This window comes from Stenotrophomonas sp. 78350_Sma, assembly GCF_056482105.1.
On the sequence record NZ_CM151182.1, the window covers coordinates 4003853 to 4029548 of the forward strand.

The 25696-nt window shown below is 66.8% G+C and carries 24 protein-coding genes; 6 read left to right on the forward strand and 18 right to left on the reverse strand.

The window, feature by feature from the left end; all coding sequences use genetic code 11:
- Positions 1–44: 44 nt before the first annotated feature.
- Positions 45–467 carry a low affinity iron permease family protein gene (locus tag ACZK4H_RS18445; RefSeq protein WP_032129005.1) on the forward strand — a complete coding sequence of 141 codons (423 nt, stop codon included), beginning with the start codon at positions 45–47 and terminating at the stop codon, positions 465–467.
- 83 nt (positions 468–550) lie between these two features.
- On the opposite strand, the gene smeF is transcribed toward ACZK4H_RS18445, so the two are convergent.
- The 3 genes from smeF to smeD are packed head-to-tail and all read right to left on the reverse strand — an operon-like array spanning position 551 to position 6328.
- A complete protein-coding gene (gene smeF, locus ACZK4H_RS18450) occupies positions 551–1951 on the reverse strand; it encodes a multidrug efflux RND transporter outer membrane subunit SmeF (protein ID WP_143567560.1) in 1401 nt (466 codons plus the stop codon).
- A gap of 57 nt (positions 1952–2008) precedes the next feature.
- Positions 2009–5131: a multidrug efflux RND transporter permease subunit SmeE gene (gene smeE, locus ACZK4H_RS18455; RefSeq protein WP_099551160.1), complete on the reverse strand. Its 3123-nt coding sequence runs from the start codon at positions 5129–5131 to the stop codon at positions 2009–2011.
- Positions 5132–5143: 12 nt separating this feature from the next.
- Positions 5144–6328: a multidrug efflux RND transporter periplasmic adaptor subunit SmeD gene (smeD, locus tag ACZK4H_RS18460; RefSeq protein WP_099551159.1), complete on the reverse strand. Its 1185-nt coding sequence runs from the start codon at positions 6326–6328 to the stop codon at positions 5144–5146.
- A gap of 226 nt (positions 6329–6554) precedes the next feature.
- Between smeD and smeT the strand changes: the two genes are divergently transcribed.
- On the forward strand, positions 6555–7214 hold the full coding sequence (gene smeT, locus ACZK4H_RS18465; protein ID WP_005411090.1) for an efflux transporter SmeDEF transcriptional repressor SmeT: 660 nt from the start codon (positions 6555–6557) through the stop codon (positions 7212–7214).
- A gap of 45 nt (positions 7215–7259) precedes the next feature.
- Positions 7260–8252 (forward strand): Gfo/Idh/MocA family protein, encoded by a 993-nt coding sequence (locus ACZK4H_RS18470; RefSeq protein ID WP_099551158.1) that lies wholly within the window; start codon positions 7260–7262, stop codon positions 8250–8252.
- A gap of 52 nt (positions 8253–8304) precedes the next feature.
- On the opposite strand, the gene hslU is transcribed toward ACZK4H_RS18470, so the two are convergent.
- The 9 genes from hslU to ACZK4H_RS18515 form a co-directional block, all read right to left on the reverse strand.
- On the reverse strand, positions 8305–9678 hold the full coding sequence (hslU, locus tag ACZK4H_RS18475; protein ID WP_071305873.1) for an ATP-dependent protease ATPase subunit HslU: 1374 nt from the start codon (positions 9676–9678) through the stop codon (positions 8305–8307).
- A 103-nt stretch (positions 9679–9781) separates the two neighbouring features.
- On the reverse strand, positions 9782–10333 hold the full coding sequence (gene hslV / locus ACZK4H_RS18480; RefSeq protein ID WP_005411093.1) for an ATP-dependent protease subunit HslV: 552 nt from the start codon (positions 10331–10333) through the stop codon (positions 9782–9784).
- A 74-nt stretch (positions 10334–10407) separates the two neighbouring features.
- Positions 10408–10608, reverse strand: coding sequence for a DUF3079 domain-containing protein (locus tag ACZK4H_RS18485; protein WP_049456730.1), 201 nt, complete (start codon positions 10606–10608; stop codon positions 10408–10410).
- Between the two features lie 77 nt (positions 10609–10685).
- On the reverse strand, positions 10686–11576 hold the full coding sequence (xerC, locus tag ACZK4H_RS18490; protein WP_099551157.1) for a tyrosine recombinase XerC: 891 nt from the start codon (positions 11574–11576) through the stop codon (positions 10686–10688).
- A gap of 16 nt (positions 11577–11592) precedes the next feature.
- A complete protein-coding gene (locus ACZK4H_RS18495; RefSeq protein ID WP_099551156.1) occupies positions 11593–12267 on the reverse strand; it encodes a DUF484 family protein in 675 nt (224 codons plus the stop codon).
- The gene (gene dapF, locus ACZK4H_RS18500; RefSeq protein ID WP_099551155.1) at positions 12264–13115 is read right to left on the reverse strand and encodes a diaminopimelate epimerase; all 852 of its coding nucleotides are present in this window, start codon (positions 13113–13115) and stop codon (positions 12264–12266) included. The genes ACZK4H_RS18495 and dapF overlap by 4 nt, the downstream gene beginning before the upstream one ends.
- A complete protein-coding gene (lptM, locus tag ACZK4H_RS18505; RefSeq protein WP_099551154.1) occupies positions 13108–13380 on the reverse strand; it encodes an LPS translocon maturation chaperone LptM in 273 nt (90 codons plus the stop codon). The genes dapF and lptM overlap by 8 nt, the downstream gene beginning before the upstream one ends.
- Positions 13381–13462: 82 nt before the next feature.
- On the reverse strand, positions 13463–13888 hold the full coding sequence (locus ACZK4H_RS18510; RefSeq protein WP_099551153.1) for a YbaN family protein: 426 nt from the start codon (positions 13886–13888) through the stop codon (positions 13463–13465).
- 54 nt (positions 13889–13942) lie between these two features.
- Positions 13943–16054, reverse strand: a complete 2112-nt coding sequence (locus tag ACZK4H_RS18515) for a S9 family peptidase (RefSeq protein ID WP_099551152.1) — start codon at positions 16052–16054, stop codon at positions 13943–13945.
- A gap of 168 nt (positions 16055–16222) precedes the next feature.
- Here ACZK4H_RS18515 and ACZK4H_RS18520 point away from each other — a divergent pair, with 168 nt between their 5' ends.
- A complete protein-coding gene (locus ACZK4H_RS18520; RefSeq protein WP_099551151.1) occupies positions 16223–17416 on the forward strand; it encodes a pyridoxal phosphate-dependent aminotransferase in 1194 nt (397 codons plus the stop codon).
- Positions 17417–17534: 118 nt separating this feature from the next.
- Here the strand turns inward: ACZK4H_RS18520 and ACZK4H_RS18525 are convergent, their stop codons facing one another.
- Positions 17535–19631 (reverse strand): prolyl oligopeptidase family serine peptidase, encoded by a 2097-nt coding sequence (locus ACZK4H_RS18525; RefSeq protein WP_099603833.1) that lies wholly within the window; start codon positions 19629–19631, stop codon positions 17535–17537.
- Positions 19632–19700: 69 nt separating this feature from the next.
- The gene (locus ACZK4H_RS18530; RefSeq protein ID WP_099551149.1) at positions 19701–20027 is read right to left on the reverse strand and encodes a hypothetical protein; all 327 of its coding nucleotides are present in this window, start codon (positions 20025–20027) and stop codon (positions 19701–19703) included.
- A 127-nt stretch (positions 20028–20154) separates the two neighbouring features.
- On the opposite strand from ACZK4H_RS18530, the gene ACZK4H_RS18535 reads away from it, so the two are divergent.
- Entirely contained in the window at positions 20155–20757 is a 603-nt protein-coding gene (locus ACZK4H_RS18535) for a lipocalin family protein (RefSeq protein ID WP_099551148.1), read from the forward strand.
- Positions 20758–20827: 70 nt separating this feature from the next.
- Here the strand turns inward: ACZK4H_RS18535 and ACZK4H_RS18540 are convergent, their stop codons facing one another.
- From ACZK4H_RS18540 to ACZK4H_RS18550, 3 genes are all read right to left on the reverse strand, one after another.
- Positions 20828–21517 carry a methionine ABC transporter permease gene (locus tag ACZK4H_RS18540; RefSeq protein ID WP_005411104.1) on the reverse strand — a complete coding sequence of 230 codons (690 nt, stop codon included), beginning with the start codon at positions 21515–21517 and terminating at the stop codon, positions 20828–20830.
- Entirely contained in the window at positions 21514–22521 is a 1008-nt protein-coding gene (locus tag ACZK4H_RS18545; protein ID WP_099551147.1) for a methionine ABC transporter ATP-binding protein, read from the reverse strand. The genes ACZK4H_RS18540 and ACZK4H_RS18545 overlap by 4 nt, the downstream gene beginning before the upstream one ends.
- A 179-nt stretch (positions 22522–22700) precedes the next feature.
- Entirely contained in the window at positions 22701–23597 is an 897-nt protein-coding gene (locus ACZK4H_RS18550; RefSeq protein ID WP_099551146.1) for a DMT family transporter, read from the reverse strand.
- A gap of 91 nt (positions 23598–23688) precedes the next feature.
- Between ACZK4H_RS18550 and ACZK4H_RS18555 the strand changes: the two genes are divergently transcribed.
- Positions 23689–24171, forward strand: coding sequence for a YajQ family cyclic di-GMP-binding protein (locus tag ACZK4H_RS18555; RefSeq protein ID WP_005411107.1), 483 nt, complete (start codon positions 23689–23691; stop codon positions 24169–24171).
- 111 nt (positions 24172–24282) lie between these two features.
- On the opposite strand, the gene ACZK4H_RS18560 is transcribed toward ACZK4H_RS18555, so the two are convergent.
- On the reverse strand, positions 24283–25386 hold the full coding sequence (locus ACZK4H_RS18560; protein WP_239503807.1) for a helix-turn-helix domain-containing protein: 1104 nt from the start codon (positions 25384–25386) through the stop codon (positions 24283–24285).
- Positions 25387–25696 lie beyond the last annotated feature (310 nt).

The window sequence follows — 25696 nt, forward strand, 5'->3', positions numbered from 1 at the left end:
GAGCCACTGCCGATCATCCTCGTCACCTGAGTGGGACGACGACGATGAAAGCACGCAACCTGTTCAATACGATCGCCAAGAAGGCCGCGGCCGCCACCGGCTCGCCGTGGACCTTCCTGGCCGCCGTAGCGATCGTGGTGATCTGGGGCATCAGTGGCCCGGTGTTCGGTTTCAACGACACCTGGCAGCTGGTGATCAACACCGGCACCACCATCATCACCTTCCTGATGGTGTTCCTGATCCAGCACACGCAGAACGCGGATACCGCCGCCATGCAGATCAAGCTGGACGAGCTGATCCGGGCGACGGCCGAAGCCAACAACGAATTGTTGGATCTGGAAGAACTGGACGAGGAGCGGCTGGAAGAGATCCGTCGCGAGTACGAGCAGATGGCGCGCGAAGCCGGCGACGCGCTGGCGCGGGTGCGCGCCTGCCATGCAGCGCGGCGCGACGATGAAGCGGTGTAGCAGATCCTGAAATGACAATGCCGGCCAGCGGCCGGCACTACCATCGATCATCAAGGTAGAGCCGGCCGCTGGCCGGCTGTCCTTCAGCTGCGCTCGTGCCAGCCGCCGCCCAGCACCTTGTACAGGGTGATGCGGTTGGACTGCTGGGCCAGTTCGGCCTGCAGGCGGGTCTGCTGCGCGTTGTAGGCGGTACGCCGCGCATCGAGCAGGGTGACGAAGCTGTCCAGCCCCGCGTCGTAGCGGGCCTGCGACAGGCGGTTGGCCTGTTCGGCCGCGTCCACCAGGCGCTGCTGTGAACTCACCTGCTCAGCCAGGCTGACATTCAATGCCAGCGCATCGGCGGTTTCGCGGAAACCCACCTGGATCGACTTCTCATACTGCGCCAGCGCGATATCGCGATCCGCATTGGCGATGGCGAGGTTGGCGCGCAGCTTGCCGCCCTGGAAGATCGGCAGGGTGATCTTCGGCAGGAAACTCCACACACGCGTTCCGCTGTCGAACAGGTTGGACAGTTCGCTCGAGCCACTGCCGATGCTGCCAGTCAGCGAGATGCTCGGGAAGAACGCTGCGCGTGCCGCACCGATGTTGGCGTTGGCGGCCAGCAGCTGGTGTTCGGCGGCCATGATGTCCGGGCGCTGCAGCAGCACGTCGCTGGGCAGACCGGCCGGCGGCGGTGCCAGTGCAAGCAATTGCGGTGCGATGCTGTCCGGGAGCAGTGCCGGATCCAGCTGGCCACCGGCCAGCAGCGCCAGCGCATTACGGTCCTGGGCCAGCTGGCCACGCAGGCGTGCAGCGTCCGTGCGTGCGGTCTCGACCAGGGTACGGGTCTGGGTCAGCTCCAGCGCCGAACTGCCACCACGTTCGTGGCGGGCTTCGGCCAGGCGCAGCGAATCCTCATAGGTTTTCAGCGTGGCATCGGCGATCTTCAGCCGCTGCGCATCAGCACCGTAGGTCAACCATGCGGTGGCCGTCTCGGCCACCAGGCTCAACTGCGCGTTGCGGCGGTTGGCGGCCACGGCGAAGTACTGCTGCAGCGCCGCTTCGCTGAGGTTGCGCACGCGGCCGAACAGGTCCAGCTCGAACTCGGCCACGCCGACACCAGCGGTGAACTGCTCGGTGACGCCGGCGTCGGTGCCACGGCGATCCATCTGGCCGGTGACGGCCACGCCGGGCACGCGGTCGGCGCGCTGTACGCGGTACTGGCCGCGCGCGCGTTCAACGTTGAGTACAGCCACGCGCAGGTCGCGGTTGTTCTGCAGCGACTGCTCGATCACCTGCTGCAGGCGCGCATCGGTGAAGAAGTCGCGCCAGCCGACGGCGGCGACATCGGCCACCTCGCCCTGCGCGGCCTCGGCCGGCCACTGCGCCGGAATCGCCGGAGCAACAGCGGTGTTCTTCGGCACCAGGGTGGAGCAGCCAGCCAGCGCGAGCGCGGCGGCAATGGAAAGGAACAGGGATGCACTTTTCATGGGAATGACTTCCATCGGTACTGCCAGATGGCAGGAGGCAATGCCGGCCAGCGGCCGGCACTACCGTTTCGCTTACGTGGAGGATTTGCGCTTGAACACGCGCTGCACCACCACGAAGAACAGCGGCACGAAGAACACGCCGAGCACGGTGCCGACGATCATGCCGCCGAGCACGCCGGTGCCGATCGCCTGCTTGGCGCCGGAGCCGGCGCCGGTGGAGATCGCCAGCGGTACCACGCCCATGCCGAAGGCCAGCGAGGTCATCACGATCGGACGCAGGCGATCGCGCACGGCATGCATGATCGATTCGATCAGGCCTGCGCCCTTCTCCAGGTTCTCCTTGGCGAACTCGACGATCAGGATCGCGTTCTTGCTGGTCAGGCCCACCGTGGTCAGCATCGCCACCTGGAAGTAGATGTCGCGCTCCAGGCCCTTGAAGGTGTTGGCCAGCACCGCGCCGAGGATGCCCAGCGGGGCCGCCAGCAGCACTGCGGTCGGCACGCTCCAGCTTTCGTACATCGCGGCCAGGCACAGGAACACGATCATCAGCGACAGCGTGTACAGCAGCGGCGTCTGCGAGCCGGCCTGGCGTTCCTGGTAGGACATCGCCGTCCACTCGATGCCGAAGCCCTGCGGCAGCTGCTTGGCCAGCTGTTCGATCTCGGCCATGGCATCACCGGAGGCGACACCCGGGGCCGGCTCGCCCTGGATTTCCATTGCCGACACGCCGTTGTAGCGCTCAAGACGCGGCGAACCGTAGTCCCAGTGCTTGGTGGCGAACGCGCTGAACGGCACCATCTCGCCCTTGTCGTTCTTCACGGACCAGAGATCGAAGTCCTCCGGGACCATGCGGAACGGCTGGTCGGCCTGCACGAACACACGCTTGACGCGGCCACGATCGACGAAGTCGTCGATGTACGAGCTGCCCCATGCTGCAGCCAGCGTTCCGTTGATCTGGTCGATCGACAGCCCCAGCGAGGTCGCCTTGGCCGCGTCGATGTCGATGCGGAACTGCGGCGTGTCCTCCTGGCCGTTGGGGCGCACGTTGGCCAGCTTCTTGCTGCCCGCAGCGAGGCCCAGCAGCTGGTTGCGCGCGGCCACCAGTGCCTCGTGGCCCTGGCCGCTGTTGTCCTTCAGGAAGAAGGTGTAACCCGAGGCAGTACCCAGCTCCGGAATGGCCGGCGGCGGGAAGGCGAAGATGAAGGCATCCTTGATCTGGCCCAGGGCTGCCATCGCGCGCCCGGTGATCGGCATCACGCCGTTGTCGGCATCACGCTCGCTCCAGTCCTTCAGCTTGACGAATGCCATGCCGGCGTTCTGGCCCATGCCGGCGAAGCTGAAGCCCTGCACCGAGAACACCGAGTCCACCGCATCCTTTTCGTTCTGCAGGAAGTGGTTTTCCAGTGCCGCGATCGATTCCAGCGTGCGTTCCTGGGTGGCACCCACCGGCGCCTGCACCAGCGCCATCAGCACGCCCTGGTCTTCGTTGGGCAGGAACGAGCTGGGCAGGCGCACGAACAGCACGCCCATCAGCACGAACAGCGCCGCGACGATGCCCATGAAACGCCACGGACGGTGGATGATGCCGCGCACGCCGCGCTGGTAGCTTTCGCTGGTGCGGTCGAAGCCACGGTTGAAACCATTGAAGAAACGACCGGCCCAGCCCTTGTGTGCGACGTGGTGCTCACCCTTCTTCAGCGGCTTGAGCATGGTCGCGCACAGCGCCGGGGTCAGCACGATCGCGACCAGCACCGACAGCGCCATCGCCGAAACGATCGTGGCCGAGAACTGGCGGTAGATAACGCCGGTGGAGCCGCTCATGAAGGCCATCGGCACGAACACCGCCGACAGCACCAGGCCGATGCCCACCAGCGCGCCGGTGATCTGGCCCATCGACTTGCGGGTCGCTTCAAGCGGTGACAGTCCTTCCTCGGACATGATGCGCTCGACGTTCTCCACCACCACGATGGCATCGTCCACCAGCAGGCCGATGGCCAGCACCATCGCGAACATGGTCAGCATGTTCACCGAGAAGCCCAGCATCGCCAGCACACCGAAGGTACCCAGCAACACCACCGGCACCGCGATGGTCGGGATCAGGGTGGCGCGGAAGTTCTGCAGGAACAGGTACATCACCACGAACACCAGCACGATCGCTTCGATCAGGGTCTGCACCACGCCCTTGATCGACACGCGCACGAACGGGGTCGTGTCGTACGGGATCTCGGCCTTCAGGCCGGCCGGGAAGAAGCTCTTCATGTCCTCCAGCGCGGCATCGACGCCGGCGGCGGTATCCAGCGCGTTGGCGCCGGTGGCCAGGGTGACCGCCAGGCCGCTGGCCGGCTGGCCGTTGTAGCGGGTGACGAAGTCGTACGATTCCGCACCCAGCTCGACGCGGGCGACATCACCCAGGCGCAGCTCGGCACCGTCCTGCGCACCGCGCACGATGATGTTGCGGAACTGTTCCGGGGTCTGCAGGCGCGACTGCGCGTTGATGGTGGCGTTGAGCTGCTGGCCCTTGATCGACGGCGCACCGCCGAGCTGGCCGATGGCCACCTGGGCGTTCTGTGCCTTGATTGCCGCGGTCACTTCCGCGACCGACAGGCCATAGGTATGCAGCTTGTTGGGGTCCAGCCAGATACGCATGGCGTACTTGCCACCAAACACCTGGATGTTGCCCACGCCCGGCACGCGGCTCAGACGGTCGACGACATTGGAACCGACATAGTCGGCGATGTCGTTGGCGTCCATGCTGCCGTTCTCGGACACGAACGCGATGACGTTCAGGAAGCCCGAGCTGGACTTGGCCACGTTGATGCCCTGCCGCTGCACTTCCTGCGGCAGCAGCGGCATGGCCAGCTGCAGCTTGTTCTGCACCTGCACCTGGGCGATATCCGGGTTGGTGCCGCTCTCGAAGGTCAGGGTGATGGTGGCCTGGCCGTTGGACGAGCTGTTGGAGGAGAAGTAGATCAGGCCATCAAGGCCCTTCATGTTCTGCTCGATGATCTGCGTCACCGAGTCCTCGACCACCTTGGCCGATGCACCCGGGTAGGTGGCGCTGATTTCCACCGCCGGCGGTGCGACGTTGGGGTACATCGAGACCGGCAGCTTGAACAGGGCCAGGCCGCCGGCGAGCATGATGATGATGGCGATGACCCATGCAAAGATGGGTCGATCGATGAAAAAGCGTGCCATGGGGTTCTCCGCTTACTTCGCGTCGCCGGCCGGCGCGGCAGGCTGGGCGGCCGCTGCCGGCTTGGCCGGAGCAGCGCCCTTCTCGGTGGCCTTGACCGGCATGCCGGGGCCGATCTTCTGCAGGCCTTCGACGATGACCTTGTCGCCGGCCTTCAGGCCGTCCTCGACCAGCCACTTGTCGCCAACCGTGCGGCTGACCTTGACCGGGCGCACTTCGACCTTGTTGTCCTTGTCGACCACCATCGCGGTGGTATCACCCTTCGGATCGCGGGCGATGCCGGCCATCGGCACAAGCACCGCATCGCTGCGCACGCCGCCACCGATCACCGCGCGCACATAGCTGCCCGGCATCAGCAGGCCGTCCGGGTTGTCCACCTTCACGCGCAGGCCGAAGCTGCCGGTAGCCGGATCGACGCTGACTTCGGAGAACTCCAGCGTGCCCTTGTGCTCGAAGGTGCTGCCGTCTTCCATGAGGATGCTGACCGGCAGCGACTGGTTGTCCTGCAGGCGGCCAGCGGCCAGTTCACGACGCAGCTGCAGCAGCTCGGCCGAAGACTGGGTCAGGTCCACATAGATCGGGTCCAGCTGCTGCACGGTGGCCAGGGCATTGGCCTGCCCGGCGCTGACCAGCGCACCCTGGGTGACGCTGGACTTGCCGATGCGGCCGCTGATCGGCGCGACGATGCGGGCATAGCCCAGGGTGACGTTGGCCGCGTCCAGCGAGGCCTTGGCAGCACCGACATCAGCCTCGGCCTGCTTCTGCGCGGCCACGGCGTTTTCCAGATCCTGCTGGCTTACCGCATCAACCTTGGCCAGCTCGGTGATGCGCTTGGCGCTCAGGCGTGCAGCGTTGGCCGTGGCTTCGGCACGGGCCAGCTGGGCGCGGGCGCTGTTGGCCTGGGCGCGGTAGCTGGCGTCTTCGATCTGGTACAGCGGCTCGCCGGCCTTGACCATGCCGCCTTCGGTGAACAGGCGCTTGGCGACGATGCCGTTGACCTGCGGACGCACTTCAGCAACCAGGAAGGCATTGGTACGGCCCGGCAGTTCGCGGGTCAGGCCCACGGTCTCGGACTTCAGCGTGACTACGGTGACGTCACCCGGGCCCTGCTCGGGGGCCTGGGGTTGGCCGCCGCAGGCAGCCACGGTCGCGGCGATTGCCAGCGACAGTGCAAAGGGTCGGATTCGGCTCAGCAACATGACGGAAAGGCTCTTGGAGGAAAGGATCTCAGCCAGCGCTGATACGGCGGACCCTCCACCAGCAAAGGTGAAGACCGTGCGAACAGCGCCCACCCGGGTGGAGTGGGAGCCGGACGGGCCTGCCACGCACACGACGGGAATGATGGGAACGAAATATACATACATGCTTGTTTGTTTGTAAACCGGTACAATTCAGCCACGTTTCACCCGCACTCGTACCCTACCCATGGCCCGCAAGACCAAAGAGGACACCCAGGCAACCCGGGAAGGCATCCTTGACGCCGCCGAAGCCTGCTTCCATGAACACGGCGTGGCCCGTACCACGCTGGAGATGATCGGCGCCCGCGCCGGCTATACCCGTGGCGCGGTGTACTGGCACTTCAAGAACAAGAGCGAGGTGCTGGCCGCGATCGTCGAACGGGTGCACCTGCCCTTCATGCAGGAACTGGAACGCACCTCCACCGACCAGCGCGACACGCCGGTGCACGACCTGCGCGCGGTGATGATCCACTCGTTCATCGAGCTGTCCGAGGACGAACGCCTGCGCAAGACCATGGAGATCATGCTGCGCAGCGATGCCTCGGCCGACACCAGGGTGCTGACCGAAATGCAGCAGGCCGGATTCCGCGATGCGCTGGACCGGATGGAGCGTGCCCTGCGCCGCGCCCGCGATCTGGGCCAGCTGCGCGAAGGCGCCGACCCCAAGATCGCCGCCCGCATGCTGCATGCCACCGTGCTGGGCGTGCTGCACGGGGCGATGGTCGAACCGGACCTGATGGATCTCAAGCGCGACGGCATGCTCGCACTGGACATGACCCTGGCCGCCTACGTGAAGGACGGCGTGTTCGTGCCCGGAACGGTGCCCGAGCCGTTGCCGGAAGCGTGAGTGGCGCTGCTGCCGCCACCACCACACCCATCTGAGGACAGACCCATGATCCTGGACAACGTGGTGTGGGGCTTCATCGGCTGCGGCAGTGTCACCGAGAAGAAGAGCGGCCCCGCCCTGGCCAGCACACCCGGCTCACGGGTGGCAGCGGTCATGCGCCGCAATGCGGCGTTGGCCGAGGATTACGCGCGGCGCCATGCCATTCCCCGCTGGTACGCGGACGCCGATGCGCTCATCGCCGATCCGGAAGTGAACGCGGTGTACGTCGCCACGCCACCCTCGACGCACAAGCAGTACGCGCTGCAGGCGATAGCCGCAGGCAAGCCGGTCTACATCGAAAAGCCGATGGCCATGGACCACGGCGAGTGCCAGCGCATCATTGAAGCCAGCGCCAGCAGCGGCGTGCCGGTGTTCGTGGCCTATTACCGCCGCGCCCTGCCCCGCTTCGCGCAGGTGAAGCAGCTGCTGGACAACGGCACGATCGGCACACCGCGCAGCGTGCGCGCCACCCTGCATCGGCCGCATTCGGCGAACGCCGCATCGCCGGACTTCTGGCGGACCAACCCGGCGATCGCCGGCGGCGGCCTGTTCGTCGATCTGGGCTCGCATACCCTGGACCTGCTCGACCATCTGCTGGGGCCACTGAGCGAAGTGCGTGGCCTGGCCAGTTCGTTGACCGGCGCCTACCCCGCCGAGGACAGCGTCTCGATGTGCTTCCGCACCGGGGCGGGCGCGCACGGCATCGCGCAATGGAGTTTCTGCGCCTTCCGCCGCCAGGATGAGATCGAGATCACCGGCGACCACGGGCAGCTGCGCTTTGCCACGTTCGAGGACGTTCCGGTGGTTCTGGAGACCGAAGCGGGCGTGCAGGCATTCGATATCCCGAACCCGCCATCGGTCCAGCAGCCATTGATCGCCACCCTCGTGGACGAGCTGCGCGGCAAAGGGCGCTCACCGTCGACCGGCATCAGCGCCGCGCGCACCAGCGCGGTGATCGACCAGGTGCTGCAGGTCTACCGCGCCCTACACCCGCACTGACCGCCAACAAAAAGGCCGCCTTTCGGCGGCCTCATGCTTTGCAGCGTCGGCACTACAGGATGTAGCGGCTCAGGTCCGGGTCCTGCACCAGCTCGCCCAGGTGCGCATCGACATAAGCACTGTCGATGGCCAGGGTCTCGCCATCGCGGTCCGGTGCCTCGTAGCTGAGCGAATCCAGCAGGCGCTCCAGCACCGTATGCAGGCGACGGGCACCGATGTTCTCCTGCCGCTCGTTCACCTGGAAGGCGATCTCGGCCAGGCGCTCGATGGCGTCGGCGGTGAAGCTGACCTTGACGCCTTCGGTAGCCAGCAGCGCTTCGTACTGCTTGGTCAGCGCGGCCTTCGGCTCGGTCAGGATGCGCACGAAGTCGCCCTTGCTCAGCGCGCCCAGCTCGACGCGGATCGGGAAGCGGCCCTGCAGCTCCGGGATCAGATCGCTGGGCTTGGCCAGGTGGAACGCACCAGAGGCGATGAACAGGATGTGGTCGGTCTTGATCGTGCCGTACTTGGTGGACACGTTGGAGCCTTCCACCAGCGGCAGCAGGTCGCGCTGCACGCCTTCGCGGGAGACGTCGCCTCCGCCCACGTTATCGCCGCGCTTGGCGACCTTGTCGATCTCGTCGATGAAGACGATGCCGTGCTGCTCGCAGGCTTCGATGGCCGCGGTGCGGATATCGTCTTCGTTGACCAGCTTGCCGGCCTCTTCTTCCACCAGCAGCGGACGCGCAGCCTTGATGGTCAGCGTGCGCTTGTGCGCCTTGGCACCACCGCCGAGGTTGGCGAACATCGACTTCAGCTGCTGGCCCATTTCCTCCATGCCCGGCGGGGTCATGATGTCCATGCTGACGTTGGCGGCCAGGTCGAGCTCGATCTCGCGCTCGTCCAGCTCACCGTTGCGCAGCATCTTGCGGAACTTGATGCGGGTCTCGTTGTCCTGTGCCGACGGTTCATTGCGGGCGACTTCCGGATCGAAACCGATGCCACCGCTGCGGCGCGGCAGCAGCGCATCGAGGATGCGGTCTTCGGCACGCTCTTCGGCCTGGGTGCGCACGCGCACCTTGGCCTGCTCGCGGTACAACTTCACTGCGGTATCGGCCAGGTCACGGATGATCTGCTCGACATCCTTGCCGACGTAGCCGACTTCGGTGAAACGGGTCGCTTCGACCTTCACGAACGGCGCGTTGGCCAGCGTGGCCAGGCGGCGCGCGATCTCGGTCTTGCCGACGCCGGTGGGGCCGATCATCAGGATGTTCTTCGGCATCACTTCATTGCGCAGCTCCGGCACCAGCTGCATGCGGCGCCAGCGGTTGCGCAGGGCAATGGCCACCGCGCGCTTGGCGTCGTGCTGGCCCACGATATGCCGGTCCAGTTCCTGCACGATCTCGCGCGGGGTCATGGTGGCGGAGGAAACTTCGATCTTCGACATGGATGTGCTCACGGATTCAGTGTCGGTAGTGCCGGCCGCTGGCCGGCAACCAGGCACGCGTGCGGGGGATCATGAGGTTGCCGGCCAGCAGCCGGCACGACCCTCACAGCTCCTCGACCACCACGTTGCGGTTGGTGTAGATGCAGATATCGCCGGCAATGCCGATCGCTTCGCTGGCGATGGTGCGCGCATCCAGTTCGGTGTGCGCCATCAACGCACGTGCGGCCGACAGCGCATAGGAACCACCCGAGCCGATGGCGATGATGCCGTCCTCCGGTTCGATCACATCGCCGGTGCCGCTGATGATCAGCGAGGTTTCCTTGTCGGCCACTGCCAGCAGGGCCTCGAGCTTGCCCAGGCGGCGCTCGGTGCGCCAATCCTTGGCCAGCTCGACCGCAGCGCGCTGCAGCTGGCCGTGCTTTTCCAGCTTGGCCTCGAACAGCTCGAACAGGGTGAACGCGTCGGCGGCGGCACCGGCGAAGCCGGCCAGCACCTGGCCATCACGGCCAAGGCGGCGCACCTTGCGCGCATTACCCTTCATCACGGTGTGGCCCAGCGTGACCTGGCCGTCGCCGGCAATGGCCACGTGCTCGCCGCGACGGACGCAGACGATGGTGGTGGCGTGGAAAACATTGGGATTCTGACTGGGGTCCATGCGGCCTCCGATAGCTGTTCACGGGACATGGGGACAGCGCCGGGTGCGATCAAGCCTGTGCGGATGGCTGCCGTTCAGCGCTTGGCGTGCGATGGCCGATCCGGATTCGGCTCGATCCCCCAGGCGAGGTACCAGTCTTCGCCCTGCGTCTCGATCGGGTGCTGGGTGCGGCCGGAGCCGTTGCCGCAGGCCAGTGCGTCAGCGGCGCAGTAGCGGTCGCAGCCCCAGCAGATGCGCTCGGGATGCTTGGGATGCAGGGGAATGGGCTTTGCCATGGTCGGCAGCTCCTCGTGGCCTGCGGCCACGATGCGCTGGTGCGCCCTGCCCCGCCCTGATCCAGGTCAAGGGCGGTCTATTCAGCCTTGTCGTCCCTGCTGCGGCGCTTCGCGCGCGGATGCGCGGCGTCGTAGACCTTGGCCAGGTGCTGGAAATCGAGGTGGGTGTAGATCTGGGTGGTGGCGATGTCGGCATGGCCCAGCAGCTCCTGCACGCCACGCAGATCGCCGGACGATTCCAGGATATGGCTGGCGAAGCTGTGCCGCAGCATGTGCGGATGCACGTGCTTGAACAGGCCCTGGCGCTGCGCCAGCTGGCGGATGCGGATCTGCACCGCGCGTTGGCTGATCGGCCCGTTGCGGCCGGGAAACACCGGCGAGGCCGGTCCACCGCCACTTTCGGTGCGCCACGCCTGCAGTGCTTCGCGCGCTGGCCGGCCGAACGGCACGCGGCGCTGGCGATTGCCCTTGCCCAGCACGTTGACCAGGCCGCTGTCGAAATCCAGATCACGCCAGGTCAGCGCGCAGACTTCGCTCAGGCGCAGGCCGGAGGAATAGAACAGTTCCAGCAGCGCGCGGTCACGGCGGCCGAGCTCGCCTTCCGGCTCCAGCTCGACCAGCTGCACGGCTTCGTCGGCATCAAGCACCTGCGGCAACCGGCGCGGCGCACGCGGCGCCTTCAGCGTCGCCGCCGGACTGACCTCGATGCGCCCGTGCTTGAGCAGCCAGGCATAGAAGCTGCGGCAGGCGGACAAGCGGCGCTGCAGGCTCTTGGCCGACAGGCCACGGCGGTGCTCATCGGCGACGAACTGGCGCAACGCGTCGGCATCAAGCGCCTCCACCGCCACGCCACGCGGCTCCGCCCAGGCCGACAGCGCGTCCAGGTCGCGACGGTAGGCGTCGAGCGTATGCGCCGACATCCGCCGCTCCACCTGCAGATGCTGCAGGAAGGCCTGTACCGCGCTCATCGTCGTGGCGTCCTGCTCAGCCCGCGAAGCGCTTCAGGCCGGTGACCAGAGCGTCGCCCATCATGCGCAGGAACAGCGTGCCCATGCCCGGATAGAAGCGGTTCGGGTCGTGGCTGCCGACCGCGATCAGGCCCACGCCCGGCAGCGGCAGCAGTGCGGTGGTCTGCACTTCTTCGCTGCGCACGCCATACAGCACGGCATTCTTCTCCGGCTGCAGGCGGCCGCAGATCGGCTCGCCGTCCTTAAGGCAGTCGCGGAACGGGCCCAGCTGCGCATCATCGGCAGCGATCACCTGCAGCCAGTCGGCCTGTTCCAGCCCGGCCACCGGTGCATGCACCACCAGTCGCACCAGATCGCCGGCAAAGTCTTCCTGCAGCGAGGCAGCCATCGCACGCAGGGTATCGGCCGCGTTGTCCTGCTTCATCAGCGCCAGGGTCAGCTGGTGCGTGCGCACTGCCAGGCGTTCATTGACCTGGGCGGTGGCGCCCAGATCGGCCAACCGTCGCGCCAGCTCGCGGTTCTTCTCGCGCAGCACTTCCAGCTGGTAGCTGGCCAGCGACGCGGTCGGGCCGTCGTCGCGCGGTACCACCAGGGTCAGGGCCAGGTCCGGGAACTGCTTGAGGAAGCCGGGATGTCGCCGCAACCAGGCAGCGACTTCATGGGCTCCGAGCTTGTCGACGGTTTCGGTCATGCGATCCACTCCCCTTCGAAGACAAATGCGGTCGGGCCGGCCATCACCACCGGTTGGCCATCGCCCGGCCACTGGATGCGCAGGTCACCCCCGGGCAGGCTGATGCGCGCATCGCGCTGCAGGCGACCGCGCTGCATCAGGGTCACTGCTGCGGCACAGGCGCCGCTGCCGCAGGCCAGGGTTTCGCCGACGCCACGTTCATTCACACGCAGACGTGCGTGCGCCGGGCCCATCACCTGGGCGAAGCCCACGTTCACCGAGCGCGGGAACGACGCATGCTGCTGCAGCAGCGCACCGACGCGCTCGACCGGAGCCGCATCGATCAGGCCCACTTCGATCACCGCGTGCGGATTGCCCATCGACACCGCGGCGAAGCGTACGCTCTCGCCCTGCAGCGGCAGCAGGTACTCCTCGCGCGCATGGGCAAAGCCCATCAGCGGCACGTTGGCCGGCTCGAACGCAGGCACGCCCATGGTCACCGCGAATTGACCATCGCCAAGCACCTTCACCTCATGGCTGGCCAGCGGGCTGTCGATGACGAACTGATCACCCTGCGCACTGCCTTCGCGCACCAGCCAGGCCGCGATGCAGCGCGCGCCGTTGCCGCACTGCTCGGAGTTGGAACCGTCGGCATTCCAGATGCGGTACGACGCCACCGAGCCTTCCGCGCGCGGTGCCTCGATGGTCAGGATCTGATCGCAGCCGACGCCGGTGTGGCGGTCGGCCAGGCGCGCGGCCAGTTCAGGCGTGGGCGGCGCGGTGCCGTCACGCAGGTCGATCACTACGAAATCATTGCCTGCGCCATGCATCTTGCTGAAGCGCAGCGCCTTGGAACCGGCCTTACTCATTCCCGCCGCCCACCTTCTTCGCAGGCACAGGCGCCGGCTGGGTGGTCGGTGCAGCCGGGTCCACGGTCGTGGCCGGGGTGCCGCTGCCCTGGGTCTCCACCGGGGTCGCTTCGGTAGCGGGCTCGGCAACCGGTTCGACGGTTTCTTCCACCGGCACCGGCTTCTGCGGCAGCACCAGCGGGCCCTTGTTGCCGCAGGCGGCGAGGAACAGCAGCGAAGCCGCTGCCAGCGGAATCAGGATGGCGTTTCGATGGGGGATCTTCATGCCCCGAGTATAGCCATTGGCGGCTGAGCGGTTGGTGCAGGGGATCGGGTTGCCAGCCAGCGGCCGGCACCACCGCAGGCGGTCAATCCGCAGGCGGCGGCAGCGGCCGGGTCCACAGCCAGATCGCCACCACGGTCATGCTGCCGATCGAGAACCACTTCACCCAGGCAATCGGCACGCACCACAGCATGATGCCGGCGCATACCGCCATGGTGATCGTGGCCATCCACTTGCCGTAGCGGCTGACTGCACCATGCGCCTGCCAGTTGGCGATGGCCGGGCCGAAGCGCGGATGCTGCAGCAGCCAGGTGTGCAGGCGTTCGGATCCGCGCGAGGCGGCCCACGCCGAGATCAGGATGAATACGGTGGTAGGAAGGCCCGGCACGAAGATGCCGACAATGCCGGTGCCCAGACTGACGTAGGCCAGCAGCCACCACGCCCAGCGGAAGCGCACCACGCGCGGTGGCGTGGCGGTATCGCGGGGCGCAGGGGGTTCGGGCTGGCTCATGGCCGCAAGGATACCGGTTCGGGGTGCCCGGCAACGCCCGGCACCCCTGCGTCATTACGGCTGGACGATGCCCAGCTGCTGCAGCACGAACGCGTACGACTCGGACAGCTCGCGGTAGCGCTGGAAGCGCCCCGACTTGCCACCGTGGCCGGCTTCCATGTTGGTGCGGAACAGGATCGGGTAGTGGCCGGTGTTGTCGTCACGCAGCTTGGCCACCCACTTGGCCGGTTCCCAGTACTGCACCTGCGAATCCCACAGGCCGGTACCCACGAACAGCGCCGGGTACGCCTGCTGCTTCACGTTGTCGTAGGGCGAGTAGGACAGCATGTAGTCGTAATACTGCTTCTGCTCGGGGTTGCCCCACTCGTCGTACTCGTTGGTGGTCAGCGGAATGGTCGGGTCGAGCATGGTGGTGACCACGTCGACGAACGGCACCTGCGCCACCATCACGCGGTAATCCTGCGGGGCCTGGTTGGCCACCGCGCCCATCAGCAGGCCACCGGCGCTGCCACCGGACGCGGCGACGCGATCCTTCGCCGCCCAGCCCTGCGCCACCAGTCCACGGGTGACGTCGATGAAGTCGTTGAAGGTGTTCTGCTTGTGCAGCAGCTTGCCGTTCTCGTACCAGTCGCGGCCCATTTCCTGGCCACCGCGGATGTGGGCGATGGCATACACCACGCCGCGGTCGAGCAGGCTCACCGCGGTCTGGTTGAAATACGGGTCCATCGACATGCCGTAGCTGCCATAGGCGTACTGGAACAGCGCGCCCTTGCCATCCTTCTGGTAGCCCTTGCGGTAGACCAGCGACACCGGCACCTTCACGCCATCGCGCGCGGTGATCCAGACACGGTCGGTTTCGTACTTCGACGCGTCATAGCCGATCACCGGCTGCACCTTCAGCTGCCGCCGCTCGCCGGTGGCGGTATTCAGTTCGAACACCGTGGTCGGGGTGGTCATCGAGGTGTAGACGTAGCGCAGCCACGGCGTGTCGGCCTCGGTGTTGTCGCCCAGGCCCATGGAATACGCCGGTTCGTCGGCCTTCACGTAATCGCTGCGGCCGTCCTTGAACAGCAGGCGGATGCGTTCCAGGCCCTCGGAGCGTTCGGCGATGGCGGTGTAGCTGTCGAACAGTTCGAAGCCTTCGATGAACACGGCATCGTCATGCGCGATCCAGTCCTTCCACTGCGCGCGCGAGGTGGCATCGGTCGGTGCGGTGACCAGCTTGAAGTTCTTCGCACCGTCATTGGTGCGGATCACCCAGCGGCCATCGTAGTGGTCGGCGTCGTACTCGACGTCGCGCTGGCGCGGCGCCAGCACGGTGAAGGTGGTCGGGTCGCTGGCCGGCGCGTAGCGCTCTTCCGAAGACACCGTGCTGTGCACGCCGATGGTGATGAAGCGATCGTCGCGGGTGCGGCCGATGCCCATGTAGAAGCTGTCGTCCTTCTCTTCGTAGACGACGGTATCGGCGCTGGCCGGGGTGCCCAGCACGTGCTTCTTCACGCGCACGGTCAGCAGGGTTTCCGGATCGTTCTCGACATACAGCACGGTGCGGTTGTCGTCGGCCCAGACCAGGTCGCCGGAGCTGCCGGTGATCACATCGGGCAGCACCTTCCCGGTGGCCAGGTCCTTGAAGCGGATCGTGTACTGGCGGCGGCCGACGTCATCATCGGCCCAGGCCAGCAGCTGGTTGTCCTGGCTGACCTCCATCGAGCCGACACTGAAGTAGCCCTTGCCGGCCGCCATCGTGTTGACGTCCAGCAGGACTTCCTCGGCGGCATCCATGCTGCCCTTGCGGCGCGCATGGATCGGGTAGTCCTGGCCGGTCTCGAAGCGGCTGTAGTACCAGTAGCCGCGCTCACGCGCCGGCACGCTGGAATCGTCCTGCTTGATGCGGCCGACGATCTCCTTGTACAGGGTGTCCTCCAGCGGCTTCAGCGGCGCCAGCAGCTGGTCGGCATAGGCATTCTCGGCCTGCAGGTAGGCCAGCATGTCCTTGTTCTCGCGCTTGTCGTCGCGCAGCCAGTAGTAGTCATCGTTGCGGGTGGCGCCAAAGGGCGCCTTGACCACATGCGGGTGCTTGGCGGCATCCGGCGGAACGGGCGGCGTGGCGGCGGTAGCGGTGGTGGTCATCAGGCTGGCAAGCAACAGGCAGAGTGTGGACTTCATGAGATAAGGCTCCTGGCGCATCAATGCAATGGTCTCCGACGGGGTCGGATCCCTTTCCCCGAAAAGGGATCTGACCCCAATCCCGGCGACCCGGCAACCCTGCGGATCGTCATGGGTCGTGCCGGCCAGCGGCCGGCACGACCTGGACGCGCGGCGTACCATGGGCGCATGAGTACCCTGCCCCACACGCCGGGCTACAGCCGGCGCAGCCATGAAATCGCCCCGTTCCACGTGATGTCCCTGCTGGCCCGCGCGCAGGCGCTGGAACAGGCCGGCCACGACGTGATCCATCTGGAGATCGGCGAACCGGACTTCACCACCGCCGAACCGATCGTGCGTGCCGGACAGGCCGCACTGGCCGCCGGCCATACCCGCTACACCGCTGCACGTGGCCTGCCGGCCCTGCGCCAGGCGATCAGCGGCTTCTATCGCAGCAACTACGGGCTGGATATCGACCCCGAGCGCATCCTGGTCACCCCCGGCGGCTCCGGCGCGCTGCTGCTGGCCAGCAGCCTGCTGGTCGACCCCGGCCGCCACTGGCTGCTGGCCGATCCCGGCTATCCGTGCAACCGCCATTTCCTGCGCCTCGTTGAAGGCGGCGCACAGCTGGTGCCGGTCGGCCCGGACACCGCCTACCAGCTCACACCGTCGCTGGTGGAACAGCATTGGAATGGCGACAGCGTCGGCGCGCTGGTCGCCTCACCGGCCAACCCGACCGGCACCGTGTTGTCCGCCGAGGAACTGGCAGCACTGTCGAAGACCCTGCATGCGCGCGGCGGCCACCTGGTGGTGGACGAGATCTACCACGGCCTCACCTACGGGTTGGATGCGCCCAGCGTGCTGCAGGTGGATGACAGCGCGTTCGTGCTGAACAGTTTCTCCAAGTACTTCGGCATGACCGGCTGGCGGTTGGGCTGGCTGGTGGCACCGCCGGCGGCGGTACCTGATCTGGAGAAGCTGGCGCAGAACCTGTACATCAGCGCGTCGAGCATCGCCCAGCATGCCGCCCTCGCCTGTTTCAGCGAGGAAGCGATGGCGATCTTCGAGCAGCGTCGCGAAGCCTTCCGCCAGCGCCGCGACTTCCTGTTGCCGGCATTGCGTGAACTGGGCTTCCGCATCGAGGTTGAACCGCAGGGCGCGTTCTACCTTTACGCCGATGTCAGCGCATTCACCGATGACGCGCAGGCGTTCTGCGCCCACTTCCTGGAAACCGAGCACGTGGCATTCACGCCGGGGCTGGATTTCGGCTTCCACCGTGCGAACCAGCACGTGCGGTTGGCCTACACGCAGGAAGTGCCGCGATTGCAGGAGGCGGTGGAGCGGATTGCGCGTGGGTTGAAGAGCTGGCAGGGATCACGTTGACGGTAGTGCCGGCCGCTGGCCGGCAACCTGGGAATCCATGAATGATGCGGTTGCCGGCCAGCGGCCGGCACTACCCGATAATGAAAAACGCCGCCCGAGGGCGGCGTTTTTCATTCCATCACTTGCCGCCCAGGCGCTCCCACAGGAAGCTGTAGGCCAGCGCCGACATGTGTGCGGCCTGCGCGTTGTTGGCTGCGCCGCCGTGGCCACCTTCGATGTTCTCGTAGTAGGTCACATCCTTGCCGGCATCGATCATCTTCGCCGCCATCTTGCGGGCATGGCCCGGGTGCACGCGGTCATCGCGGGTGGAGGTGGTGAACAGCACCGGCGGGTAGCTCTTCTTCGCATCGAACAGGTGGTACGGCGAGAAGGTCTTGATGAACTCCCAGTCGCTGGTGTCCGGGTTGCCATACTCGGCCATCCACGACGCACCGGCCAGCAGGTGGCTGTAGCGCTTCATATCCAGCAGCGGCACCTGCACCACCACCGCACCGAACAGCTCCGGGTACTGGGTCAGCATGTTGCCGGTCAGCAGGCCACCGTTGCTGCCGCCCTGCACGCCCAGGTGCTTGGCGCTGGTGATCTTGCGCTTGACCAGATCGCGTGCCACGGCGGCCATGTCTTCATAGGCCTTGTGGCGGTTCTGCTTCAGCGCCGCCTGGTGCCAGCGCGGTCCGTACTCGCCGCCGCCACGGATGTTGGCAACCACGTACACGCCGCCCTTCTCCAGCCAGGCGCGGCCCATGCCGCCGGAGTAGCCCGGGGTCAGCGAGATCTCGAAACCACCGTAGCCGTACAGCAGGGTCGGGTTGGAGCCGTCCAGCTTCATGGCCTTGTCGTGCACCACGAAGTACGGCACGCGGGTGCCGTCCTTGCTGGTGGCGAAGTGCTGCTCGATCACCTTGCCCTTGGCATCGAAGAAGGCCGGCATGGTCTTCAGCGTTTCCGGGGCCTGCCCGATCTCGGCCAGCGCCAGGGTGGTCGGGGTCAGGTAGTCGGTGGCGGTCAGCCACACCGCGTCGCTGTCGTTGCTGTCGACCGCGCCCACGCCCAGCGTGCCGAAGGCCGGCGCGCCGACGAAGCGGCTGGTCTGCCAGCCATTGGCGCCCGGAGTCAGCACCGACAGGCGGTTCTTGACGTCATCCAGCACGTTCAGCACCAGATGGCTCTTGGTCCAGGTGGCTCCGGCCAGCGAGGTGGTCGCGGTCGGGGTGAACAGCACGTCGAATTCGCGCTTGCCGGCCAGGAAGTCATCCAGCCGGGTCGCCAGCAGCGAACCGGACGCATAGGTCTTGCCACCCACGGTCCACGGATCCCGCAGTTCCAGGGTCAGCCACTGCTTGTGCAGGCCCTTCTCGGCCGAGTTCGGCGCGTCGATCTTGGTCAGCGTGCCATCGTCGCCACGCAGGTAGATCTCGTTGTTGTAGAACGCCAGCGTGCGGCTGACCAGGTTGCGTTCGAAGCCCGGGGTGTCATCGTGCATCGCCGCGATGTACATGTCTTCCGGCTTGCCTTCATACACCACGCTGGCGGAGGCCATCGGCGTACCACGCTTCCACAGTTTGGCCACGCGCGGGTAGCCGGAGGTGGTCATCGAGCCGGCACCGAAGTCGGTGTAGACGAACACGGTATCGCGATCGATCCAGTTCAGGCCGCCCTTCGACTCGGGACGGAAGAAGCCGTCCTTGATCCAGCTCTTGCTGGACAGATCGAATTCGCGGGTGACGTCGGCATCGGCACCGCCGCGCGACAGCGCGATCAGGCAGCGGCTGTAGTCCGGGCGCAGGCAGTCGGCACCGTGCCAGACCCAGTTCTCGCCCTCGGCCTTGTTCAGCGCATCCAGGTCGAGCACGGTTTCCCACTGCGGCGAGGCCTTGCGGTACTCGGCCAGCGTAGTGCGCCGCCACAGGCCGCGTTCGTGCTGCTGGTCCTTCCAGAAGTTGTAGTAGTAGTCGCCGATCTTCTGCACGGCGGGAATCTTGGCGTCGGAGTCGAGCACCTCGCGGATGCTGGTCTCCATCTGCTTGAAGGCCGGGGTCTGCGCAAGGCGCGCTTCGGACTTGGCGTTCTGTTCCTTGACCCAGGACAGCGGCTTGTCGCCGGTGACGTCCTCCAGCCAGGCGTAGCGATCGGTGTCTTCAGCAGCCACGGCGGTCCCCACCGAGGCAGCGGTCATCATGCCGGCCAACAGGCAGGCGGAAGCGAGTCGAGACATTGCAGCTCCAGGCAGTCATAAGCCGTGGAACGCTAGCATGGATCGCTGCAGCCGCCCCCGTGTCGAAGGTCAGGCCGTGGCCGCAGCGCCACGACGGCGACGGGGTGTCCCGCCGGCGCGACGACGGGCCTGTCCACCGGTACGCCGGGCCAGCCGCAGCCACGACAGTCCCGGCAGCGGGAAGCGCAGCAGCGCCCACCAGGCCACCAGCGGCATGCCCACCAGCCACATCGGCAACCAACCCAGCCAGGCGCTGCTGCCGCGCGCGGCTGGCCAGACCAGCACCAGCGCCAGGCCGGCCAGCGCCACCTGCCGCACGCTGCGCAGCAGGCGTGGATCGGCGCGTTCAATGATGACGCGTTCAGTTGCAGGGCGACGAGCGGAACGTGCGTTCATGGGGCTTCTCCGGTGGACAATGCAACACAGCTTGGGCAAGGGCCTTCTCACAGGTTGCGACACCATTGACGGATCGCGTGCACACAGTCGACCATGCGCGTGCAAGCCCACTGGAGCCCGCTCCCGCATGACTTCGATCCGCCCGCTCTGCGCCGCGCTGCTGGCCCTTTCCCTGGCCGGCCCCGCAGTGGCCGCCAGTGAGCCGCCGTCGCCCCATACCAGCACCTCTGGTGCAGCTGCCCTGGACGCACCGATCGACCTGAAGCGCTTCATGGGCACCTGGTATGTGATCGGCCGCGTGCCGAACTTCATCGAACGTGGCCATGTCGCCAGCGTCAACGAGTACGAGCTGCGCGACGCGCACAAGGTCGGCATCACCTACCGCTACCGTGATGGCTTCGGCGAACCACTGCAGGAAGTGCGCGCGCGAGCCAGCGTCGACCCGGACAGCGGCAACCACGGCTGGCGTACCTGGTTCTACCGCGTCGTGCCGACCCATTCGCGGGTACTGGAAGTGGCGCCGGATTATTCCTGGGCGCTGATCGGCTACCCCGGCCGTGAGATGGCCTGGATCTTCTCGCGCACGCCGGACATGGACAAGGCGCTGTACAAAGAGCTGGCCGAACGCCTGCGCGACGAGTACGGCGTGAACACCGACAAGCTCAAGCGCGTGCCGCAGCACCCGGAGCAGGTCGGCAAGCTGGGTTACGAAGTACCGAACGTGCGTTGACCGCACGTGGGATTGCCGGCCAGCGGCCGGCACTACCCGAATGAGATGCCGGGCACCGCCCGGCATTCTGTTATCTGCGGCTGTAATGCGCGACCAGGCGGTCGCCGAGCATCTGCAGCAGTTGTACCAGGATCAGCAGCAGGACCACCGTGACCAAGGCCACGTCGGTGTGCGAGCGCTGGTAGCCATCGCGGAACGCCAGGTCGCCGAGGCCACCGGAACCGATCGCGCCGCCCATGGCGGTGAAACCGATCAGCGCGACGGTGGTGACCGTCGCACCGGCAATCAGGCCGGGGCGCGCTTCGGGCAGCAGCACGCGGGTGACCAGCTGCCAGGTGGTGGCGCCCATCGCCTGGGTCGCCTCGATCACGCCCCGGTCGACTTCACGCAGTGCGGTCTCGACCAGGCGCGCGTAGAACGGCGCGGCACCGATCACCAGCGGCACGATCGCACCACGCACGCCCAGCGACGTCCCCATCAGGAACAGGGTGACCGGAATCAGCACGATCATCAGAATGATGAAAGGCACTGAACGCAGCAGGTTCACCACCAACGCCAGCACGCCATAGGCGAATGGACGGCGCTTCATCTGCGGTGCACCAAACAGGTACAGCAGCACGCCCAAGGGCAGGCCGATGGCCAGGGTCAGCGGCAGCGAACCCAGCAGCATCAGCAGCGTGTCGATGGTGGCCTGGCCGATGTCCGCCCACTTGCCCGCATCCAGGTGGCGGAAGAAGCCGCCGGCAGTAGCGATGATCATCGACGCAGTTCCTCAACATGCACGCCGGCGGCCACGAACGCGGCCTGCGCGGCGGACTGGTCGCCGCCCACCAGGGCAACCACCAGCTGGCCATACGGGGTGTCCTTGATCCGGTCGATACGGCCGGACAGGATGTTGTAGTCGACCCCGGTCTCGCGCGCGACGCTGCCGAGCAGCGGTTCGTAGGTGTCGCCACCCAGGAAGGTCAGCCGCACGATGCGGCCCCCGACGGCATCGAAATCGCGGTGCAGCGTGCCCTCGTCCACATGCTCCGATTCACTGACGAAACGGCGTGTGGTCGGGTGCTGCGGGTGCAGGAACACCCGGGTGACCGGCCCGGTCTCGACCATCTGGCCGGCGTCGAGTACCGCGACGCGGTCGCAGACGCGGCGGATCACATCCATCTCGTGGGTGATCAGCACGATGGTCAGGCCCAGCTCGCGATTGATCTTCGACAGCAGCGAAAGCACCGATGCGGTGGTCTGCGGGTCGAGTGCACTGGTCGCCTCGTCGCACAGCAGGATCTGCGGGCGCGTTGCCAGCGCGCGGGCGATGCCGACGCGCTGCTTCTGGCCACCGGACAGCTGTGCCGGGTACTTCTGCGCGTGCGTTTCGAGGCCAACGGTCTGCAGCAGCTCGGCCACACGCGCATCGATCTCCGCTTTCGGCGTGCCGGCCAGCTCCAGCGGGAAGGCGACGTTGCCCGCCACCGTGCGCGAAGACAGCAGGTTGAAGTGCTGGAAGATCATGCCGATGCGCCTGCGCAGCGCGCGCAGGCCGTCCGCGTCCAGTGCAGTGACATCCTCACCGCCGATCAGAAGACGGCCACCGCTGGGCTCTTCCAGGCGGTTGATCATGCGGATCAGGGTCGACTTGCCGGCGCCGGAATGGCCGATGATGCCGAAGACCTCACCGGCTTCGATGGTCAGGTCCAGCGGTTGCAGCGCGCTGACTTCGCGACCGGCAACGGCATAGGATTTGTGCAGGCGCTGGAACTCGATCACGGGCGTGGCTCACCGGCTGGGTGACGGAAGGGGGCGTGCAGCCTACCAGCGCCGGCGCTCGCGCGCCCGCGCCATGGGCCAGAATGTTATTCCTTTTGGTTCTAAGACGCCCGCACCGACGCATTGGCCGGGGTCGGATCCCCGCAGGGGCTCTGGCCCCATTCCCTGACCCAACCGGCTCAGGGATGATCCAGCGGCTTCGGCGGCTGTACCCGGTTCAGGCGCTCGCGATGCAGCAGATACAGGCCTGAGGCCACGATGATCGCCGCACCCACCCAGGTGTAGCCGTCCGGCAGCTGGCCCCAGAAGGCCAGGTCCCAACCGATCACCCAGACCAGGCCGCTGTACTCCAACGGCGCGATCATCGACGCCTCGCCCAGCTGGAAGGCCTTGGTCAGGGCGATCTGGCCCAGTGCCCCGGCCAGGCCCATGCCGGCGATCAGCGGCGCATGCGCCAGCTGCAGCGGTACCCAGCCGGGAAGGGCCAGCAGGCCCGCGCCGATCGCCATGATCACCAGGAACCAGACCACCATCGACTGCGAAGTATCCGTGTGGGTCAGCAGGCTGACGGTGATCGCGGCCACGGCATAGGCGGTGGCGGCGGCCAGCACCATCAGCCCAGGCACCGAGATGAAGCCATCCACGCCGGGCCGCAGCACCACCAGCACGCCGATCAGGCCGATGCCGATGGCGACCCAGCGCCGCGGCCCGACCCGTTCACCGAGCAGCGGCACCGAGAGTGCAGCGATCAACAGCGGAGCAACGAAATAGATGGTGTAGGCGGTGGACAGCGGCAGGTCGCGCAGGGCGAACACGAAGCAGCCGATCATCGCCATGCCCAGCGCGCCGCGCAGCAGGTGCAGGCCCCAACGCCGCGGCACCAGCGAGCGCGGGCCGGCACTGACCAGCACCCAGACCAGCACGAACGGCAACGAGGCCGCGCCGCGCAGGAAGGTCACTTCCAGGGTGGGATAGCTGGCTGACAACTGCTTCATGCCAGCGTCCATCAGCGAGAAACAGGCGACCGCAGCGACCATCCAGGCCACCGCACGCGAAGGGGAGCGTTGCACGTTCATGGCCCATTATCGCCGACCGCGCGCCCCGCTGGGCGCCGGGCATGGGCGCCGCGATAGAATGGTGACCACTGAATTCCGCGGAGCCACGCCCATGCCTTCCTTCGACGTCGTGTCCGAAGTCGACACCCACGAGCTGACCAACGCCATCGACCAGGCCAACCGTGAACTGGCCACCCGCTTCGACTTCAAGGGCGTGGACGCAAAGTTCGAGCGCGACGGCGATGTCATCAACCAGTTCGCGCCGACCGAATTCCAGCTCAAGCAGATGAACGACATCCTCCGCGCACGCCTGGCCGCACGCGGCATTGATGTGCTCAGCCTGGAGTTCGGCGACATCGAGACCAACCTGGCCCAGGCCCGGCAGAAGATCACCGTCAAGCAGGGTATCGAGCAGAAGATCGCCAAGAAGATCGCGGCCGCCCTGAAGGACGCCAAGCTCAAGGTGGAAAGCCAGATCAACGGCGACAAGCTGCGCGTGCAGGGCAAGAAGCGCGACGACCTGCAGGACGCCATCGCCGTGCTGAAGGCCGGCAAGTTCGAGCTGCCGCTGCAGTTCAACAATTTCCGCGATTGATGACCCGCCGCCGGGCATGGCCCGGCGCTACCGGGATGGCGCGCGACTGATGACCCGGCGCGCCCCCGGCCTGCAACGGTAGCGCCGGGCCATGCCCGGCGGACTGCCCGCTTAATCGCGCAGCAGCTTGTACAGCGTGGTGCGCGAGATACCCAACTGGCGGGCGGCCAGGCTGAGATTACCCTCCGCCGCCCGCGCCGCGCGCCGCGCCGCTTCCCGCTGCTGGTCACGCAGCGGCGCATCAGGCACGGGTGCAGGCGACACCGCGCGCACCCGCAGCGCGCGCGGCGCACGCAGATGCTGCAGGTAGACCGCACTGCCCTCGCCCAGCCGCACCCGATGCGCCGGCCCAGGCTGCAGCAGGCGGCGGCGCTGTGCCGCACTGGCATCGGCAAACACCGTCTCCACCGACAGCAGCGGCAAGGGCCCGCGCCGCGGCAGGCCCAGCAGGCGCCGCGCCACCCGGTTGGCCGCGCGCAGCTGGCCGTCTTCCTGCACCGCCAGCAAACCCTGCAACGGCGTGGCCAGCCAGCGCGGATCGTGCTGCACGGCCAGCACGTGCACATCGGTGAGCGTCTGCAGCAGGCGGTTTTCACTGGCCAGCGCCGCCTGCCGGAAATAGCCCTGCAGCAGCGCCGGATCCCGCTCGCCCAGGCCGGTGATATCGATCGCTCCGCAGACCTGGCCGTCCAGGTCATGCAGCGGCTCGCTCAGGCAGAACACCGGCGCGAAGCGCTGCAGGTAATGCTCGTTGCCACGCACAAGGGCAGGCACATCATCGGCCAGGCTGACCGCCGGCGCCGTGGTGCCGATCTCCGCCTCACCCAACTGCCGCCCGACCTGGATCGGCCGCAGCAGCGGCGCATCCTCCAGGCCGTGCGCCTGCTGCGCGATCACCATGCCCTGGCGGTTGGCGCAGAACATCGTCCAGCCCCGCGCGCCAAACGCCGCCCACAGCTGTTCCAGCTCGGGCTGCACGCAGCGCGCGAGCCGGCGGTCTTCGGGGTCGCGCAGGCGCAGGCCATTGCCCTGCAGCGGCGGATAGTAGGGCTCCTGCCCTGGTTGCACCCCGGCCGCGCGCGAACGCTGCCAGGAATGCTGCAGCGGCAATGGCAACAGCGCCAATGACTGCGTATCGCCTTCCGCGAACGCAGCGCGCGCGGCGACCAGCTGTTGTTGCCCGACTGTCGTGGCCATCATGGAAGCAGAGTACACCCACGCACGCCATGGCCGCGTTACGTCCCGGCAACGGAATGTTCCCGTTTCCATCGGACATTCAGACAAGAAACCCAACAAGGGGTCAGAGCCGTTTTCCCGTGGAAAACGGATCCGACCCCGTGCGGTATCGACAGCTTGCAGAAAACTGTCGAAGGCGGGGTGGGTCCGGTTGAGGGGGTGTGAGCGGCATGGATGCCGCGACCAAGCCCCCATGGACGGGTTCACGGCGTCCCCCTCAACCGGACCCACCCCGCCAACCCACGGATAGCCCGCTTTTGCTGTTGCTTCGGCTTCGGCAGGTGCAGGG

Bases quoted from the DNA above. Each gene is read 5' to 3' on its own strand.
- ACZK4H_RS18445 (WP_032129005.1), top strand. From the start codon at position 45: ATGAAAGCACGCAACCTGTTCAATACGATCGCCAAGAAGGCCGCGGCC.
- smeF (WP_143567560.1), bottom strand. From the start codon at position 1,951: ATGGAAGTCATTCCCATGAAAAGTGCATCCCTGTTCCTTTCCATTGCC.
- smeE (WP_099551160.1), bottom strand. From the start codon at position 5,131: ATGGCACGCTTTTTCATCGATCGACCCATCTTTGCATGGGTCATCGCC.
- smeD (WP_099551159.1), bottom strand. From the start codon at position 6,328: ATGTTGCTGAGCCGAATCCGACCCTTTGCACTGTCGCTGGCAATCGCC.
- smeT (WP_005411090.1), top strand. From the start codon at position 6,555: ATGGCCCGCAAGACCAAAGAGGACACCCAGGCAACCCGGGAAGGCATC.
- ACZK4H_RS18470 (WP_099551158.1), top strand. From the start codon at position 7,260: ATGATCCTGGACAACGTGGTGTGGGGCTTCATCGGCTGCGGCAGTGTC.
- hslU (WP_071305873.1), bottom strand. From the start codon at position 9,678: ATGTCGAAGATCGAAGTTTCCTCCGCCACCATGACCCCGCGCGAGATC.
- hslV (WP_005411093.1), bottom strand. From the start codon at position 10,333: ATGGACCCCAGTCAGAATCCCAATGTTTTCCACGCCACCACCATCGTC.
- ACZK4H_RS18485 (WP_049456730.1), bottom strand. From the start codon at position 10,608: ATGGCAAAGCCCATTCCCCTGCATCCCAAGCATCCCGAGCGCATCTGC.
- xerC (WP_099551157.1), bottom strand. From the start codon at position 11,576: ATGAGCGCGGTACAGGCCTTCCTGCAGCATCTGCAGGTGGAGCGGCGG.
- ACZK4H_RS18495 (WP_099551156.1), bottom strand. From the start codon at position 12,267: ATGACCGAAACCGTCGACAAGCTCGGAGCCCATGAAGTCGCTGCCTGG.
- dapF (WP_099551155.1), bottom strand. From the start codon at position 13,115: ATGAGTAAGGCCGGTTCCAAGGCGCTGCGCTTCAGCAAGATGCATGGC.
- lptM (WP_099551154.1), bottom strand. From the start codon at position 13,380: ATGAAGATCCCCCATCGAAACGCCATCCTGATTCCGCTGGCAGCGGCT.
- ACZK4H_RS18510 (WP_099551153.1), bottom strand. From the start codon at position 13,888: ATGAGCCAGCCCGAACCCCCTGCGCCCCGCGATACCGCCACGCCACCG.
- ACZK4H_RS18515 (WP_099551152.1), bottom strand. From the start codon at position 16,054: ATGAAGTCCACACTCTGCCTGTTGCTTGCCAGCCTGATGACCACCACC.
- ACZK4H_RS18520 (WP_099551151.1), top strand. From the start codon at position 16,223: ATGAGTACCCTGCCCCACACGCCGGGCTACAGCCGGCGCAGCCATGAA.
- ACZK4H_RS18525 (WP_099603833.1), bottom strand. From the start codon at position 19,631: ATGTCTCGACTCGCTTCCGCCTGCCTGTTGGCCGGCATGATGACCGCT.
- ACZK4H_RS18530 (WP_099551149.1), bottom strand. From the start codon at position 20,027: ATGAACGCACGTTCCGCTCGTCGCCCTGCAACTGAACGCGTCATCATT.
- ACZK4H_RS18535 (WP_099551148.1), top strand. From the start codon at position 20,155: ATGACTTCGATCCGCCCGCTCTGCGCCGCGCTGCTGGCCCTTTCCCTG.
- ACZK4H_RS18540 (WP_005411104.1), bottom strand. From the start codon at position 21,517: ATGATCATCGCTACTGCCGGCGGCTTCTTCCGCCACCTGGATGCGGGC.
- ACZK4H_RS18550 (WP_099551146.1), bottom strand. From the start codon at position 23,597: ATGAACGTGCAACGCTCCCCTTCGCGTGCGGTGGCCTGGATGGTCGCT.
- ACZK4H_RS18555 (WP_005411107.1), top strand. From the start codon at position 23,689: ATGCCTTCCTTCGACGTCGTGTCCGAAGTCGACACCCACGAGCTGACC.